We start from the raw sequence: 15,023 nt of genomic DNA on the forward strand, positions 1-15,023 counted from the left end.
CGGGCGGCGGGGGCCGGACGCCGTGCGCGGGGGCGTCAGACGTCGAGGCGCCGCTCCAGCAGGATCACCCCGTACACCCGGCCGTCCTTGCCCTGCTTCGAGGGGTATTCGCCGACCACCCGGTAACCCGCGCCCTGGTAGTACGCGAGCAGCCGCGGGTTGGTGGACACGCAGTCCAGCCGGGCCCGCTCACGGCCGGTGCGGGCGATCCGGTGCTCGGCGTGTTCGAGGATCCGCATGCCCGCGCCGGCGGGCGCGGCGCCCCGCTCGATCATCAGCCGGTGGACGTAGCCGGCGACCGGAGGCTGGACGCCCCACGCCTCCTCGTCGGACCACCACAACTCGTAGGCTCCCACGACCCGTCCGTCGGCGTCCTCGGCGATCCACACCTCGCCCTCGCGGACCTTCGCCCGGAAGTGCTCGGCGTCCTTGTCACCCGGCTTCCACTGGTCGATCCCGTTGGCCCGCATCCACCGGGCGGCCTGGTCGTACAGCTTCACCAGCGTGCCGGCGTCCTTCTCCACGGCCTGCCGGAACAACATCCCGTCGTCAATGATCACTCGGGCATTATTCCGCCACCCGGCCGCCACGTCATGATCAGCGTGAACGCGGGACCGTGGTCGGCACGATCGCCGCCAGCCGTCCGACCAACACCCCGAACGGCCCGTCGGCCGGTTCGTCGGCCAGGATCCGGACCAGGATCCCCGCCATCTCCTCGTCGTACGCGGCGCTCACGGCGGCCAGCGCGGCGAAGTCGTGCACCAACTGGAGCTCCAACTCGTTGCGGGGGATCTTCCGACCGTCGAGCCAGATCAACGCCGTGGACTCGGCGAGCGAGACCCAGGTGCGGACGACGAGTTCCATCCGCGCGGGCGGCTTCTCGATCCGCAGGTGCGTGATGATCTGCTCGTACGCGGCCTGCCGCACCTCGTCGATCATCGCGTTGGCCCGGCTGCTCCCGGCCGCCGGCCCGCCCCGCATCAGCGCCGAGAACCCGGGCCCGTGATCGTCGACGAACGCGAAGAACCGGCCCATGACCCGCAACAACCGCGCCCCGAGCGGCCCGTCCTGCGGCTCGACGAACCGCTGCGCGAGCTCGTCGGCGGCCCGCCGCAACGCGGCCTCGTACAGGCTGAGCTTGCCCGGAAAGTAGTGGTAGACGAGCGGCCTCGATATCCCGGCCGCCGCCGCGATCTCGTCGATCGACACATCGTCGGGCGACCGGTGGCTGAACAGCTCCAGGGCCACCCCGATCAGCTGCTGCCGCCGCTCCTCGACACCCATCCTGCGCCGCACCCCGGTTGTCATGCGGACACCATACTTCGCCCGCCACACCCCCTGACCAGAGCGCCTTCCCCCACGACCGCCGGCGACGGCGGCGGAGGGGAATGCGACGGGTCGCGGCGGCCGCTACAGGTCCAGGACCAGGCGGTCCGAGGTCGCGCGGGAGACGCACAGGAGCATCGAGTCCTCCCGTTCCCCGTCCGTGAGGAGTTCGTCGCGGTGGTCGATCCCGCCCGCCAGCACCCGGTGTTGGCAGGTGCCGCAGAAGCCCTGCTCGCAGGAGTACGGGGTGTTCGGCAGCTCCCGACGGACCGCCGCCAGGGTGCTCTCGTCCGCGGCGACCTCCACCGTGCGGCCCGAGCGGCTCAACTCCACCGTGAACGGGCGGGTCGGGCCGCCCGTGGTCGCGGTGGGGGCGAAGCGCTCCAGGTGGACCGGTACGGAGGCCGGGGCCGCGGCCCGTACCGCCGCCATCAGCGGTTCCGGCCCGCAGCAGTAGACCAGCGTGCCCGGGGCGGCCGAGGTGACCGGGCCCAGGTCGGGCAGGCCGCTCTCGTCCTGCGCGAGGACGGTGACCCGGTCCCCGTACGCGGCGAGTTCCGCGAGGAACGGCATCGTGGCGCGGCTGCGGCCCCCGTACAACAGGGTCCAGTCGGCGCCCGCCGCGTCGGCCGCCCGCAGCATCGGCAGGATCGGGGTGACGCCGATCCCGCCCGCCACGAAGACGTACGAGGACGCCGGCGCGAGCGGGAAACGGTTGCGGGGCGGGCGCAGTTCCAGCTCCGCGCCCTCCACGAGCTGCGCGTGCGCCTCGCGGGAGCCGCCCCGGCCGTCCTCGACGAGCCGGATCGCGATCGTGTAGCGGCCCCGGTCGGCGGGATCCCCGCACAGGGAGTACTGCCGCACCAGGCCCGAGGGCAGCGTCACGTCCACGTGCGCCCCCGGGGTCCAGGCGGGCAGCTCCGGCGATTCCAGGGTCAACCGCAGCACGCCGTCCGCCGGTTCGGTGCGGGCGACGATCAGAGCGCGCAGCGCGCGACGCGGGGAATATCCCGATATCGGGGTCTCCAGGGCCGGCAGCGGCCACAGCGGTGAGCGGCCTATGCGCCCCCGCAGGGCGCGCCGGGTCAGCAGGGCGGCGCCCGCGACGGCGGTGACGGTCAGGGCGCGCCTCACGGCCGCACCCCGCCGTTGGCGCCCGGAGAGGACGCCAGATAGGCCTCGGCCTGCGCGGTGGACCCCTCCTGCGAGGGATGGTACGTACGGGAGAGGTACGTCGGGATCGATTTCAGCATGGCCCCCGTCGAGGGCAGCACACCCTGCTGTCCGGCCCGGAAGAACTGACCCAACGAGGCTTTGGCCGCCGGTAGTTCGGGATCGTTCTCCATGAAGAAGCGCGCCCCGCGCTGCCACAGGAAGGCGAGCGCCGCGAAGGCGGTGGCCCAGGTCCGGGCCCGACGCCGGTAGCCGCCGTCGACGTGCATGAACAGGTCGAAGGCCACCGAGCGGTGTTCCACCTCCTCCGCGCCGTGCCAGCGCAGCAGGTCCAGCATCATCGGGTCGGCGCCCCGCCGGTCCAACTCGGCCGCGTTGAGCACCCAGTCGCCCAGGAACGCCGTGTAGTGCTCGATGGCCGCGATCATCGCGACCCGTTCCATGAGCCACCAGGCGCGGGCCTTGCCCGGCGGGAGCGTGCGGTCTCCCAGCAGCTTCTCGAAGAGCCAGTCGACCTGGGCCGTGTACGGCGTCGGGTCCAGGCCCAACCGCTTGAGGTGGGGGAGCACGTCGTCGTGCGCGGCGGCGTGCATGGCCTCCTGGCCGATGAAGCCGACGACGTCCGCGCGCAGCCGCTCGTCCGTGATGAGGGGGAGCACCTGCTTGTAGACGTGGACGAACCAGCGTTCGCCGGCGGGGAGCAGCAGGTGCAGCACGTTGATGGTGTGCCCGGCGAAGGGATCGCCGGGCAGCCAGTGGAGCGGGGTCGCGTCCCAGGAGAAGGAGACGTTCCGCGCCTGGAGGTCCATGTGTTCCGACGCCACGGGGGCGGGCGCGAGCGGCGTATTAGACATGGCGTCAATGTACTGAGGGGTAGCGAGATGGAAAACCCCTCTGCGCCGACTTCCTGCCGACGTACGACGACACCGCCCCCGACGCGCCAACCCCGACGCGCCACCCCTAGGCCGTCTCTTTCGGATCTTGCCGGGGCCGCGGCGCCCGGTACCGCCCCTGGCGGCGTTGTCGGGGCACCCGAGTACGTCCAGTACACGGGTGCCCCTCCGCCTTGCCAGGCACGGCACCGGACACCGCGACCTCGACCGACAAGATCCGAAAGAGACGACCTAGCGCAACACCCCCGCCTTCGTGCCGTCGGTCAGCTTGCCCGACAGGTCCACCTGGGCGCCCGCCGGCGCCTTGACCGCCAGTCGATTCCCGGTCGCGGCCCCGTTGACCCCGGCGCCCTTGACCGACAGCGAGGCGAACTGGGCACTGCCCGCCGCCACCACGTACCACTGGCCCGCGCGGGACTTCCACAGGACGCCCGCCAGCACCCTCGGCTCCCGGGGCCCGCACGCCGGCGAGCCCTCGGCCTTGGCGGCCTGGGCCGCCGGCGGCCCGCCCGGCGCCAGGAACTGGGCCTGCACCCGGTCCGCCGTGCCCTGCCAGGTCTCCGCCCGGGTGCACAGCCAGGTCGCCGTGCCCTCGCGCTCCGGCAGCGGCTGCTTCGCGTACGTCCACGCGTTGACGCTGCGCACCCCGTGCGAGCGGACCGAGGGCAACAGGCAGGCGGTCCGCGCCCATTCGCCGAGTTCCGCCGCCTCCGTCACGTTCCGCTCGGCGCCCGGGGCGCCCGAGGTGAGGCGGGCCGGGGTCAGCTCGCCGAGGTCCGTGACCAGCCTCGTGGCACCGTCACCGGTCAGCGCCAGCGCGTTCCAGCTCGTGCACTTGCCCCCGGGCGCGGGGCCCACGACGGGCGGGGTGACCCCGTCCGGGGTGAGCTCGAGTGCCGTCGGGGCCTCACCGGGCTTGAGCAGGTCCCGCAGTGCCGCGCCGCGCACCCAGGGCGCCGTCAGATAGCGGACGTTGCCGTCGACCCGGCTGAGCACCAGCCCGGTCGCGGTGTCGGCCGAGGCGCCGTCGGTCCGGGCGAAGTCCAGCGCGGCTCCGGTGGTCCCGGAGCGGGGCTCCGCGTACCGGATCACGCGCAGCCCGTCGTACAACAGGACCACGACCGCCTGGTCGACGGCGCCCGCGTACAGCAGCTGCGGCGGGCCCATCGGCGGGCCGGTCGGGCTCCCGGGGGTGGCCGAGACCACGACCGAGGAGCCGGGCCTGGCCCAGACGGCGAGCGCCCGGCGCAGCAGTTCCGTGTCGTCGACGCGGTCGCCGCGGGCGGGCCAGCCCGAGTAGTCCGTACGTGAGGACGTACGCCAGACCGTGGCCGCGGTCCGCACCAACTGCTCTGGATCCAGCGCCTGTTCGGCGGCGGCGTTGCGCGCGTACGAGGGCGCGGCGGGCCCGTCCGACCCCCAGCCGCCGCCCGGCAGCGCGAGGAGCGCCCCACACACCGCGAGGGCGGCCGCGCCGGCCAGGGCGGCCCGGACGAAGCGCCGCCGACGCAGCAGGTCGGTGGGGCGCGCCTGGAGCACGCACGGGTCGAACTCGGGGGAGGCGAACAGCCCGTCGTGCACCGGATCCCCGGACTCCGCGATCGCCGCCGCCGGGTTCGCGACCCCGGCCTCGGTCAACACCCGCAGCACCTCCGGCTCGGGCAGCCCCTCCAGCGCCCGCAGGACGCAGGCCGCGCGGCCGGGGCCGTTCAGGGTCGCCAGCCACTGGTCCAGCGCCAGTTCCTCGGCCCCGCCCGAGCGGGGGAACAGCCGCAGCCCCCACACCTGGGGCAGCACCGGCGGCAGTTGCCCGCGCAGTGGGAGCGCCCGGAACGTCAGCGGGATCCCCGCCTCCAGCGCGGAACGCAGCACGCGCAGCCGGACGTACGCGTACCCGGACTCCGGGCCGCCCTCCCCCCGCTGAGCCGGCACCCCGCCGCGCACCGTGCCGGGGTCCGAGCCCCGGCGTCCGCGCGGGAGCGCCCGTTGGGTCAGGGAGTGGGCGGTGAGCACCCGCCGGTTGCGGCCGAGGGCGGGCGGCAGCACCAGGTAGGCGAGCCGCACCAGCCGCGGGTAGTGCTCGACGATGGCGGCCTCGGCCAGTTCGACGTCGGGGGTCACGGGAGGAAGGGGGCGGGTGGCGGTATCCGGCGCAGTCACGTTCAGCAGAACGAGCGAATCGTCCGATGGTCACCCGTCCCCAGCGCACGCGTTCGGGCCCGTGCGCCGGCGCCGCCGGGGGGTGTCAGTGCCGTTCACGGACGGCTCCCGACGAGCTCCCGGCGAGCTTCCGGCGGCTCGGGGCGGCCCCGGGCGGCCGCCCCGGCGGCCCCGGACGCGGCCCGGACATGGCCCCGGACGTCGAGCGCAGGCGACGGGCTCAGGCGACGGGGCGCCGGCGACGGGCTCAGGCGATGAGACGGGCCCGCAACGCCTCGACGGTCTCGTCGGCGACGCCGAGGCCCTCGCGCACGTACTTCTCCATCGAGCCGTACCGCGTCTCGACCTCCCTGAGGGCTGTCTCCAAGTAGGAGGGGAAGACCCCGATCAGGGCCAGCGCGATGTCCGGGTCCCCGCCGGCCGCCGTGAAGCCCTCGATCATCCGCGCGAAGGCCCGCTTCACCGCGGGATTGACCGAGAGGTACTCCTCCATCAGGGTCTCCTCGTCGGCGCCGAGCAGCGACAGGATGACGGTCGCGCCCCAGCCCGTACGGTCCTTGCCCGCCGTGCAGTGGAACAGCAGCGGGCCCGCCTGCGGGTCGGCCGCCTCGGTGAGCAGCAGCCGGTACGCCGCCTGCGCGGAGGCGGACCCCACGAACGACCGGTACACCTCGCCGAAGATGGCCTGGGCCTTGCCCCCGCCGAGGTGCTCCTCGGCCACGACCGGATCGGACAGCAGGTCCTTGAGCTGCGCGGCGGCGGGCACGCCGCCCACCCCGGCCCGCATCTTGTCCGCCAGCACGTCGCTGACCAGCAGGCGTGCCCCGGCCGGCAGTCGGTCGGGATGGTCGGCCCGCTCGGCGTCGCTGCGGAAGTCGATGACCGTACGGATCCCCAGCGCGGCCACCGTCGGGTCGGCGTCGAGGTCGAGCCGGTCGAGCTGGCCCGAGCGCAGGACGAGCCCGGGGCGCACGGTGCGGCCGCCGGAGAGCGGGGTGCCGCCGAGGTCGCGCAGGTTGGCGACGGTGGTGGACGGGGTGGCGGTCATCGTGGCGGCTCCAGCGCTGGGCGGATCGGGCGGATCGGGCGGGTCGGGCGGGTCGGGCGGGTCGAGTGGGTCGCGTGGTCGAGTGGGGACGAGAGGGGAGGCAGGAGGGGTAAGAGGGGGCGGGTCGGGTCACACGGCGCGCGTGAGGGTGCTGCCCCGCGGCCCCGCCCCGGAGAGGCGGTCGACCGCCAGCGAGAGGCCGATCCCCACCCCCAGGGCCACCAGGTGACCGACGTCGGTGAACGTGCGACCGCGCTTCCACACCGGCTGCGCGGCGAGTGCCAACAGGCCCACCCGGGCGACGCCCCGCACCGCCCCGCGCGGCAGCGCGGAGGTCAGGACGCCCAGCACCGTGTTCAGTCCGTAGCTCGTGCCCACGTCCAGCGCCCGCCGGGTCTCGGTGTCCGCGGTGCGCCGCAGCACGGAGTGGACGAGCAGGGTGGCGCAGGCGTGCCCGAAGAGGAAGGCCGCGGCCGTCCACCAGGCCCCGTACGCGTACTCCGCGTACCCGAGCACCGCCACCAGCAGGAGCGCGTAGGGCAGCGGCATCGGCTCCTCGACGACGAGGGCGCTGCTGAGCAGCGTCCCCCAGTGGCCGGCGTCGAGGTTGTCGACGTTCGTCGAGCAGCCGCGCAGCACCCGTTCCCGCTCGTACGGGGCCAGGCGTTCCATGGCATGGGCCCCGAGCTGGACCCCGCCGGTGTAGGCGACGGCGACGGAGCCGGGGGGAAGGGGCCGGGACCAGGACAGTGGATTCACTCGAACATGATCGGACACGGCCCCGTCGCGGGCGGCACCGGCCCTCGTGGGAGCATGACCCGGACATGTCCGAAACTCGCGCGCCGCTCCGCGCCACACGGGCCGCGATGTTCGCGGCGGTGTGCGTCGCCTTGGCTGCGGTGGGGCATTCGTACATGTCGGGAATGAACATTCCCCTTCATGGCCTTCTCGGTGCTTTCGGGGTGATCGGCTCACTCGCGTGGCTCGCCGCCGGGCGACGGCGGGGGCCGGTGGGCATCACGGCCGGGCTGCTCGCCGCGCAGGGCATGCTGCACCTCGCGTTCTCCGGGAGCCAGGGCGCCCACGCCGCGTCGATGCCGATGTCGATGCCCGCGACGGGGGCTACCGGCCCGACCGGAACGCCCCCCGCCCACCACCACGCCGCCGGCACGGACATGGGCGCGACGGGCGCGGGAGGCGCCGCCACCGGCCCCCACGGCATGACCCCCATGGGCGACACAGCCGACATGACCGACATGACCGGGATCGCCGACATGGCGGGCCTGGCCGATCTCGCCGACCTGGCGGGGACGGCCGGGCACGGGCACGGCGGCCTCGGGATGATCGCCGCACACGTGCTGGCCGGGCTCTTCTGCGCCGGGTGGCTCGCGTGGGGCGAGGCCGCCGTCTTCCGGCTCGCCGGCGCCCTCGGGGCCGCCGCGCTCCTCGCGGCCCGGCCGCTGTCCCGTGCGCTCGCGCTCGTCCGTACGCGCGTGGCCCTCGTACCGGCGCCGCCCGCGCACTGCCCTGCGTACGAGCGGCCGCGCTCCCTGCGCGGGGCCGTGCACGCCCACGCCGTGGTGCGCCGCGGCCCGCCGGAGCGGCGCGACACCCGAGCCACGGCCCCCGGCCGTCCTGCCCGCGCCTGACCGGCGCACCCTCCTCGGCGAGGGGCGAGACCCGGGGGTCCTCACCCCTGTCTTCGCCAACACCTAGGACCGACATGTCCCTTGACGAGATTCAGGACGCCCCCGCCCGGGGCGCCGAGGAACCACCCCGACGCACCGCCGGAGGCTGGGCCGCGCTGCGGCCGTTGCTCCTGCGGATGCATTTCTACGCCGGGCTGCTGATAGCCCCGCTGCTGTTCATCGCCGCCACCACCGGGCTGCTCTACGCCGCCTCCTGGCAGGCCGAGAAGATCGTCTACGCCGACGAACTGACCGTCCCCCGCGTCGGCGAGAGGGCCCTGCCCCTGAGCGACCAGGTCCGGGCCGCCCGGGACGCGGAGCCCGGGGGCGAGGTCACGGCCGTCTGGCCCGCGCCCGACGCCGACGACACCACCCGGGTGATCATGGAGAAGAAGGGGCTCGCGGAGGGCGAGACCCTGACCGTGTTCGTCGATCCGTACACCGCCGACGTGCGCGGGCAGCTCACCACCGCCGGCGACGCGCTGCCGCTGCGGGCCTGGCTGAGCGAGTTCCACTCCAGCCTCCAGCTGGGGGAGTTCGGCCGCAACTACAGCGAACTCGCCGCCAGTTGGCTCTGGGTGGTCGCCCTGGGCGGACTCGCCCTGTGGGTCGGCCGCCGGCGCACCCGCGCGGCACGGCTCGTCCTCCCGGACCGGTCCGCCACCGGCCGTCGCCGCACCCTGTCCTGGCACGGGACGGTGGGCCTGTGGGCCGTGGCCGGACTGGTCGTCCTCTCCGCGACCGGCCTGACCTGGTCGAAGTACGCCGGTGAGAACATCGGGCAGCTCCAGGACCGCCTGGGCGGGGCCACCCCGTCCGTCACCGCGACGCTGAACGCCGCCGGGGCCGCCGGCGGGGCGGACGAACACGCCGGGCACGTCATGACCGACGGCATGGAGATGCCCCCGCCCGCGCCGACCGCGGACGTGGGCATCGACGAGGCCGTCGCCGCGGCCCGGGCCGCCGGCGTGAGCGAGGACCTGCGCGTGACCCTGCCCGCCCGGGGCAAGGGCTACGTCGTGAAGGAGACGGACAAGCAGGTGCCGGTGCACCTGGACGCCGTCGCCGTGGACCCGGCCGACGGCACGGTCATGGACGAACTGCGCTTCGCCGACCACCCCCTGCTCGCGCAGGCGACCCGCTTCGGGATCGACCTGCACATGGGTCTGACCTTCGGTCTCGCCAACCAGATCGCGCTGGCCGCGCTCGCCGTCGCGGTGATGTTCCTGGTGTTCTGGGGCTACCGCATGTGGTGGATGCGCAGGCCCACGAAGGACCGCGGGCTGTCGGTCGGCCGCGCGCAGCCGCGCGGGGCCTGGCGACGGTTGCCCGCGACCACGCTGCTGCCGCTCGCCGCGGTGACGGCGGTGGTGGGTTGGTTCGTGCCGATGCTCGGGCTCAGCCTGGTGGCGTTCCTGCTGCTCGACGGCGTGCTGGGGTTCGTGAAGCGCCGCCGGGCGGGAGCGGTGACGGAGGCGTAGCCCCGGCCGGTCCGGGTCCCGACGCCGCGACGGGTCGGGGCCCGGACCGGGACGTGCGACGACCGCGGGCCCGTACTCCCCCTCGCGCGTACGGGCCCGCGGTCGGCCGGAGTGCGTCCGGCGTACGGCTCAGGGGGCGTACTTGTAACCCACGCGGCGCACGGTCTGGATCGCGCCCCGGTGGGCCGTGCCCAGCTTGCGGCGCAGACGGGCGATGTGGACGTCCACGGTGCGGCCGTCGCCCACGTGTCCGTAACCCCAGACGGTGGTGACCAACTGGTCCCGGCTGTGCACCCGGTGCGGGTGTGCCACCAGGTGGGCCAGCAGCTCGAACTCCAGGTAGGTGAGGTCCAGCACCTGGCCGTCGACCTCGGCGGTGCGCTGCGCCGCGTCGATGCGGACCAGCGCGTCACCCGTGGGGGCGGCCGGCGCCGCGGCGCGGGTCGCGGCGGGAACGGAGTGCGGGGCGAAGGCGATCGGCTGCTGGTCGGCCGGCACGAGGACCAGGTAGCCGACCATCGGCGGCTGCCCCGGCAGGGTCGGCAGCGTGTGCTGGGGCGCGGGCAGCCAGGTGGCGCCCGGCGGCAGCAGGTCCACCACGCGGGCCACCTCGTCCCGGTCCACGGCCCGCAGTCGGTGGCGCGGACTGGGCGGGAAGGTCAGGGGGGCGGCGGAACCGGCGGACGTGAGGGTGCGGGGGTTCGTCATGAGTGGTCAGCTCTTTCACGCGGAGTGTCGGCAGGAGACGTGCGTACGTCGTCGATGTCGTACCGCGCAGACCGAAGGCCTCGGGAGAGGTCGTCTGTGAGAGGTCCCGGGAGGCTTTAGAGGGCCGGCGCGTTCTTCGCGCGGCAACACACCCGGTCGAAATCATGATCCTGACGGGAAGGCCAGAACGGCTCGAGGTCGCTGCGACCTGACGAGGTGTACGAGACGTACGAGTGGCTGGCCATGGCCTCATTCAAGCAGATGTACGGGGCCCCGGGCAGACCCCGTCTCACTCCATGGATCGGAATCTCATATTCCGCGACCTCGGCGTGAACGAGGTGTCACCATCGCGACAAATCGTCAGCCCGTCAGGCGTTTGCGCCAGTCCGTGCCGGTCACGCGGATCGCCTCCCCGGCCGACCCGTCCCAGGCCCACCGGAGCCCCGCCGCGTCCAACGCGGCCAACACCTCCCGTCCCACCGAGACCGTCTCCTCGTCGCCCGCGTCGAAGGCCCCGTAGTACAGGTGCAGATCGTGGCCGGCCGCGACGCTCTCCGTGCACTGGGTGTGGAAGAAGACGAACCCGCGCGCGTCCCGCTCGCGCTCCTCCCAGATCTCCCCCTGGCCACAGTTGCGGCAACAGGTGAAGTTCTCCCGGGCGGTGACTCCGGCGCGGTCCAGGGCCTCGAAGGCGCGGGTCAGCCGCTCCGGATCCGTCTCGCCCGCCCAGGCGGCCTGCTCCGCGACCCGCTCCCGCCAGAGCCGGTGCACCAACACACGTGCCTGTGGCCGGGACACCGGCCGGACGCCGTCCTTCACCAGGTACTCCTCGGCGTGCTCGATCAGCTCCGGCACCCCGTCGTAGCCGCACCGCAGGACGAGCCGGACCCGCTCCTCCAACCGCTCGCGCACGGAGTCCTCCAACGCCGGCGGCTCCGGTTCGACGGGGAGGTCCAGCGCCTCCCAGGCCGGGCCGAGTTCCCAGCCCTCCTCCTGCCGCGCCCAGCCGGCCATGACCCGCCCGACCTCGCCCGGCGTGGACAGGTACGCCTGGAAGTGCCGGTCGGCGGAGCCCTCGCGGTGCTCCAGCTGGTACGCGCGGAGGCCGGTGTCGTCCGCCTCGTGCCAGACCTGGATGAACACCTCCGGGTCGGCGGGGCGCCGTTCGACGGTGAGGAAACGGTCCCCCGGAGCGCCGATGCGTTCCAGCAGTTCGGCCAGGGTGCGCGTGGAGGGGCGGTCGTGGGCGTCGCCGCGCTCGGTCCTGATTCTGATCGGCAGCATGGGGGACACCGTGCCAGAGGGCACCGACGACGGCGCCCGCCGTGCCTGTCGGCTCGGCGGGCGCCGTCGCGCGTGCGGTGGGGTCCCGACCCGGTTCCGGCCCGGGATCCGTGCCGGGGTGTTACAGCAGGCCGTCCTTCTCCAGGGCGGTGCAGCAGGTGTCCGTGATGAGGCGGGTCACCACGTACGGGTCCACGTTGGCGTTGGGACGGCGGTCCTCGATGTAGCCCTTGCCGTCCTTCTCCACCTGCCACGGGATGCGCACCGAGGCGCCGCGGTCGGAGACCCCGTAGCTGTACTCGTTCCAGGGGGCGGTCTCGTGCAGTCCCGTCAGGCGCTCGTCGATGCCCGCGCCGTAGTTCTTGACGTGGTCCAGCGGCTTGCTGCCCTCGCCCAGGGACTCGCAGGCGGAGATGATCGCGCGGTAGTCCTCGCGCATCGCCTTCGTGGAGAAGTTGGTGTGCGCGCCCGCGCCGTTCCAGTCGCCCTTGACCGGCTTCGGGTCCAGGGTCGCGGAGACGTCGAAGTCCTCGGCCGTGCGGTAGAGCAGCCAGCGCGCGATCCACAGCTGGTCGGACACCTCCAGCGGGCCGACGGGGCCGACCTGGAACTCCCACTGGCCGGGCATGACCTCGGCGTTAATGCCGGAGATGCTCAGGCCCGCCGCGAGACAGTGGTCGAGGTGCTTCTCGACGATGTCGCGGCCGAAGATCTCGTCCGAGCCGACGCCGCAGTAGTAGCCGCCCTGGGCGGCCGGGAAGCCGTTGACCGGGAAGCCGAGCGGGCGGGCACCGTCGAAGAAGGTGTACTCCTGCTCGATGCCGAAGATCGGCTCCTGGCCGGCGTACTTCTCGGCGATCGGACGGAGCAGCGCGCGCGTGTTCGACTCATGGGGGGTCATGTCGATGTTCATGACCTCGCACAGGACGAGGACGTGGTCGCCGCCGCGGATCGGGTCGGGGCAGGAGAACACCGGCTGCAACACACGGTCGGAGGCGTGACCCTCGGCCTGGTTGGTGCTCGATCCGTCGAAGCCCCAGATCGGCAGCGCGTCGCCGTCCGCGAGGATCCGCGTCTTGGAGCGAAGCTTGGCCGTCGGCTCCGTGCCGTCGATCCAGATGTACTCAGCCTTGTAACTCACGGGCCCCATCCTTCGGTGCGTCGCTCCGGCGCAGACTTCGCGGGTGTCGCGTTCGCGGTGCTGCGTGTGCGGTGCTGCGGTTGCCTGCCGTCGGCTCGCCGGTCGCGGCGCTGCGATCGCGTGCTGCGGTGGTGACCGCAGCGTGCCCGTACGCGATTTCCCTTCCGTTGCCCGTGTGTGAACCCCGTGTTACCGAGATGTCCGCCGCAGGTGGGAACGGTCGTGCGGGTCGGCGGGGGCACACCCGTCCGAGTGCGGCAGACTGAGCGGGTGAGCATTTCGTACGATTTGAACTCCGCCGGTGATTCCTCCGTGGACGCCGCCGAGAGCCCCCGACCCCGGGTCGGCCTGCTGGGCACCGGCCCCTGGGCCCAACGCACCCACGCGCCCGCCCTCGCCGCGCACGCCGGCTCCGACTTCGTCGGGGTGTGGGGCAGGCGCCCCGAGGCGGCGGCCGAACTCGCCCGCGCCCACGGCGTGAAGGTGTACGAAGACCCCGACGAACTGTTCGCCGACTGTGACGTCGTGGCGTTCGCCCTGCCACCGGACGTACAGGCTCCGCTCGCGGTCCGCGCGGCCGCCGCGGGATGCCATCTGCTGCTCGACAAGCCCGTCGCGACGACGGTCGAGGACGCCTCGGCCGTGGCCGCCGCCGCGACCGGGCACGGGGTCGCCTCGGTCGTCTTCCTGACCCTGCGGTTCGCCCAACCGACCGCCGGATGGGTCGAGGAGCAGACCGGGCGGTCCGGCTGGTTCACCGCCTCCGCCCACTGGCTCGGCGCCCTCTACCCGCCCGACGGGACCCCCGGCGCCTACCCCGACTCGCCTTGGCGCAAGACCAAGGGCGGACTGTGGGACGTCGGCCCGCACGCGCTGTCCGTCCTGATCCCGGTGCTGGGCGACGTCACCGCCGTCTCCGCCACCCGGGGCCCCTCCGACGTGGTGCAACTGGCCCTGCTCCACGCCTCGGGCGCCGCCAGCACCGCGGTGCTCAGCCTGGGCGCACCGCACGCGGCCGCCGGGGTCGGGCTGCAACTGCGCGGAACCGAGGGGGTCTTCGACCTGCCCGAGTGGAGCGACGTGCCCGGCGCCTACGGCCGCGCCCTGGACGCGCTGCTCGCCGCGGCCCGGTCGGGCGTGCCGGACGCGCGGGACGCGGGGTTCGGGCTCCGGCTGACGGAGATCCTGGCCGAGGCGGAGCGCCGGCTGGACGCGTGAGTCGCTGAGGGACGGCCGGGCGCCGGGCGCGCCCGACCGGTCCCGGCCCGGCCCCGCCGCTCGTCCTTCGCCCCGCGCCCGACCGGTCCCGCCCCCCGCCGCTCCCGCTCCGGCCCGCGCCCGACCCCCGCTCAGGCCCTGCGGGACAGGGCCTCACGCACGGCCTCGTCGGTGCGGGCGACCACGGCCGTGCCGTCCTGCGCGGTGATGATCGGGCGCTGGATCAGCTTCGGGTGCGCGGCCAGGTGGGCGATCCAGCGGGCCCGCGCCGCGTCCGTCTCCTCGCGCGGCAGGTCCCGTACCCCGCTCTCCCGGGCCAGCGGGTCGGAGGTGCGCGTGATGTCCCAGGGTTCCAGCCCGAGGCGGCCCAGCACCTCGCGGATCTCGGCCTCGGACGGCACGTCCTCCAGATACCGGCGCACCGTGTACTCGGCGCCCTCCGCGTCCAGCAGGGTCAGCGCGGCGCGGCACTTGGAACAGGCGGGATTGATCCAGATCTCCATGCGCGCAAGCCTAACGAGGGCTCGTGCCGAGCCGGTCTGGCCAGGCGCTTTTGTCAGTGCCCCCCGGTAAAATCGAAGGAGAACGACAGGAAGCCAACTACCGTTTGGGAGGCTGTAGATGGCCGCTGCCGCGATCATTTCGATGCCCAAGAAGAAGCCGCTGCCCGCGGGTCTGCCCCGCGAGTGGTACGAGAGCCACAACCGCCGCCTGAAGGCGATGCGGCTGGCGATCTCGCTGCTCGACACCGGGACCTACGACGCTCGACGCGCCACCAACCGCAAGATACGGACGATGGCGGTGCGGGTGGGGATCCACCGGCCGTCCAACGTCACCTGCAAGATGGTGCGCGCCTTCATCCGCGACGGCGGCTGACGGCTCGACGCCCTCTGGTGGCCGCGG

15 protein-coding genes are annotated in these 15,023 nt (G+C 73.8%); 4 read left to right on the top strand and 11 right to left on the bottom strand.

Going from position 1 to position 15,023, the window contains the following annotated elements; all coding sequences use genetic code 11:
* Nucleotides 1–35: 35 nt before the first annotated feature.
* The 7 genes from ACIRO3_RS11800 to ACIRO3_RS11830 form a co-directional block, all read right to left on the bottom strand.
* Nucleotides 36–560 carry a GNAT family N-acetyltransferase gene (locus ACIRO3_RS11800; protein ID WP_404135124.1) on the bottom strand — a complete coding sequence of 175 codons (525 nt, stop codon included), beginning with the start codon at nucleotides 558–560 and terminating at the stop codon, nucleotides 36–38.
* 37 nt (nucleotides 561–597) lie between these two features.
* Complete coding sequence (locus ACIRO3_RS11805; protein ID WP_361786001.1) at nucleotides 598–1,308, bottom strand: TetR/AcrR family transcriptional regulator; 711 nt, start codon at nucleotides 1,306–1,308, stop codon at nucleotides 598–600.
* 102 nt (nucleotides 1,309–1,410) lie between these two features.
* On the bottom strand, nucleotides 1,411–2,460 hold the full coding sequence (locus tag ACIRO3_RS11810) for a PDR/VanB family oxidoreductase (protein WP_404135128.1): 1,050 nt from the start codon (nucleotides 2,458–2,460) through the stop codon (nucleotides 1,411–1,413).
* Nucleotides 2,457–3,353 carry a metal-dependent hydrolase gene (locus ACIRO3_RS11815; RefSeq protein WP_404135130.1) on the bottom strand — a complete coding sequence of 299 codons (897 nt, stop codon included), beginning with the start codon at nucleotides 3,351–3,353 and terminating at the stop codon, nucleotides 2,457–2,459. Before ACIRO3_RS11815 ends, ACIRO3_RS11810 begins: the two co-directional genes overlap by 4 nt.
* A gap of 270 nt (nucleotides 3,354–3,623) precedes the next feature.
* On the bottom strand, nucleotides 3,624–5,552 hold the full coding sequence (locus tag ACIRO3_RS11820) for a hypothetical protein (RefSeq protein ID WP_404135133.1): 1,929 nt from the start codon (nucleotides 5,550–5,552) through the stop codon (nucleotides 3,624–3,626).
* Between the two features lie 247 nt (nucleotides 5,553–5,799).
* Nucleotides 5,800–6,600, bottom strand: coding sequence for a tyrosine-protein phosphatase (locus ACIRO3_RS11825; RefSeq protein ID WP_361785989.1), 801 nt, complete (start codon nucleotides 6,598–6,600; stop codon nucleotides 5,800–5,802).
* A gap of 129 nt (nucleotides 6,601–6,729) precedes the next feature.
* Nucleotides 6,730–7,359, bottom strand: coding sequence for a rhomboid-like protein (locus tag ACIRO3_RS11830; protein WP_404135136.1), 630 nt, complete (start codon nucleotides 7,357–7,359; stop codon nucleotides 6,730–6,732).
* A gap of 203 nt (nucleotides 7,360–7,562) precedes the next feature.
* Here ACIRO3_RS11830 and ACIRO3_RS11835 point away from each other — a divergent pair, with 203 nt between their 5' ends.
* Nucleotides 7,563–8,249 carry a hypothetical protein gene (locus ACIRO3_RS11835; RefSeq protein ID WP_404135139.1) on the top strand — a complete coding sequence of 229 codons (687 nt, stop codon included), beginning with the start codon at nucleotides 7,563–7,565 and terminating at the stop codon, nucleotides 8,247–8,249.
* A 74-nt stretch (nucleotides 8,250–8,323) separates the two neighbouring features.
* Nucleotides 8,324–9,769, top strand: a complete 1,446-nt coding sequence (locus ACIRO3_RS11840; RefSeq protein WP_404135142.1) for a PepSY-associated TM helix domain-containing protein — start codon at nucleotides 8,324–8,326, stop codon at nucleotides 9,767–9,769.
* Nucleotides 9,770–9,898: 129 nt separating this feature from the next.
* Here ACIRO3_RS11840 and ACIRO3_RS11845 read toward each other — a convergent pair whose 3' ends face one another.
* From ACIRO3_RS11845 to glnII, 3 genes are all read right to left on the bottom strand, one after another.
* On the bottom strand, nucleotides 9,899–10,477 hold the full coding sequence (locus ACIRO3_RS11845; RefSeq protein WP_404135145.1) for a winged helix-turn-helix domain-containing protein: 579 nt from the start codon (nucleotides 10,475–10,477) through the stop codon (nucleotides 9,899–9,901).
* A gap of 360 nt (nucleotides 10,478–10,837) precedes the next feature.
* A complete protein-coding gene (locus ACIRO3_RS11850; RefSeq protein WP_404135147.1) occupies nucleotides 10,838–11,761 on the bottom strand; it encodes a DUF6891 domain-containing protein in 924 nt (307 codons plus the stop codon).
* A gap of 121 nt (nucleotides 11,762–11,882) precedes the next feature.
* A complete protein-coding gene (gene glnII / locus ACIRO3_RS11855; RefSeq protein WP_361785972.1) occupies nucleotides 11,883–12,902 on the bottom strand; it encodes a glutamine synthetase in 1,020 nt (339 codons plus the stop codon).
* Between the two features lie 288 nt (nucleotides 12,903–13,190).
* Between glnII and ACIRO3_RS11860 the strand changes: the two genes are divergently transcribed.
* Nucleotides 13,191–14,120 carry a Gfo/Idh/MocA family protein gene (locus ACIRO3_RS11860; RefSeq protein WP_404135339.1) on the top strand — a complete coding sequence of 310 codons (930 nt, stop codon included), beginning with the start codon at nucleotides 13,191–13,193 and terminating at the stop codon, nucleotides 14,118–14,120.
* 131 nt (nucleotides 14,121–14,251) lie between these two features.
* Here the strand turns inward: ACIRO3_RS11860 and ACIRO3_RS11865 are convergent, their stop codons facing one another.
* Nucleotides 14,252–14,623, bottom strand: a complete 372-nt coding sequence (locus ACIRO3_RS11865) for an ArsC/Spx/MgsR family protein (RefSeq protein WP_404135150.1) — start codon at nucleotides 14,621–14,623, stop codon at nucleotides 14,252–14,254.
* Nucleotides 14,624–14,741: 118 nt separating this feature from the next.
* On the opposite strand from ACIRO3_RS11865, the gene ACIRO3_RS11870 reads away from it, so the two are divergent.
* On the top strand, nucleotides 14,742–14,996 hold the full coding sequence (locus ACIRO3_RS11870) for a hypothetical protein (protein WP_404135153.1): 255 nt from the start codon (nucleotides 14,742–14,744) through the stop codon (nucleotides 14,994–14,996).
* The last annotated feature ends 27 nt before the right edge of the window (nucleotides 14,997–15,023 follow it).

It is taken from the genome of Streptomyces sp. NPDC102278, assembly GCF_044766345.1.
GTDB lineage: Bacteria > Actinomycetota > Actinomycetes > Streptomycetales > Streptomycetaceae > Streptomyces.

What these genes read in the sequence shown, in the direction of transcription:
- ACIRO3_RS11805 (WP_361786001.1), bottom strand. Translation starts at nt 1,308, where the DNA reads ATGACAACCGGGGTGCGGCGCAGGATGGGTGTCGAGGAGCGGCGGCAG.
- ACIRO3_RS11815 (WP_404135130.1), bottom strand. Translation starts at nt 3,353, where the DNA reads ATGTCTAATACGCCGCTCGCGCCCGCCCCCGTGGCGTCGGAACACATG.
- ACIRO3_RS11825 (WP_361785989.1), bottom strand. Translation starts at nt 6,600, where the DNA reads ATGACCGCCACCCCGTCCACCACCGTCGCCAACCTGCGCGACCTCGGC.
- ACIRO3_RS11840 (WP_404135142.1), top strand. Translation starts at nt 8,324, where the DNA reads ATGTCCCTTGACGAGATTCAGGACGCCCCCGCCCGGGGCGCCGAGGAA.
- ACIRO3_RS11845 (WP_404135145.1), bottom strand. Translation starts at nt 10,477, where the DNA reads ATGACGAACCCCCGCACCCTCACGTCCGCCGGTTCCGCCGCCCCCCTG.
- ACIRO3_RS11850 (WP_404135147.1), bottom strand. Translation starts at nt 11,761, where the DNA reads ATGCTGCCGATCAGAATCAGGACCGAGCGCGGCGACGCCCACGACCGC.
- ACIRO3_RS11865 (WP_404135150.1), bottom strand. Translation starts at nt 14,623, where the DNA reads ATGGAGATCTGGATCAATCCCGCCTGTTCCAAGTGCCGCGCCGCGCTG.
- ACIRO3_RS11870 (WP_404135153.1), top strand. Translation starts at nt 14,742, where the DNA reads ATGGCCGCTGCCGCGATCATTTCGATGCCCAAGAAGAAGCCGCTGCCC.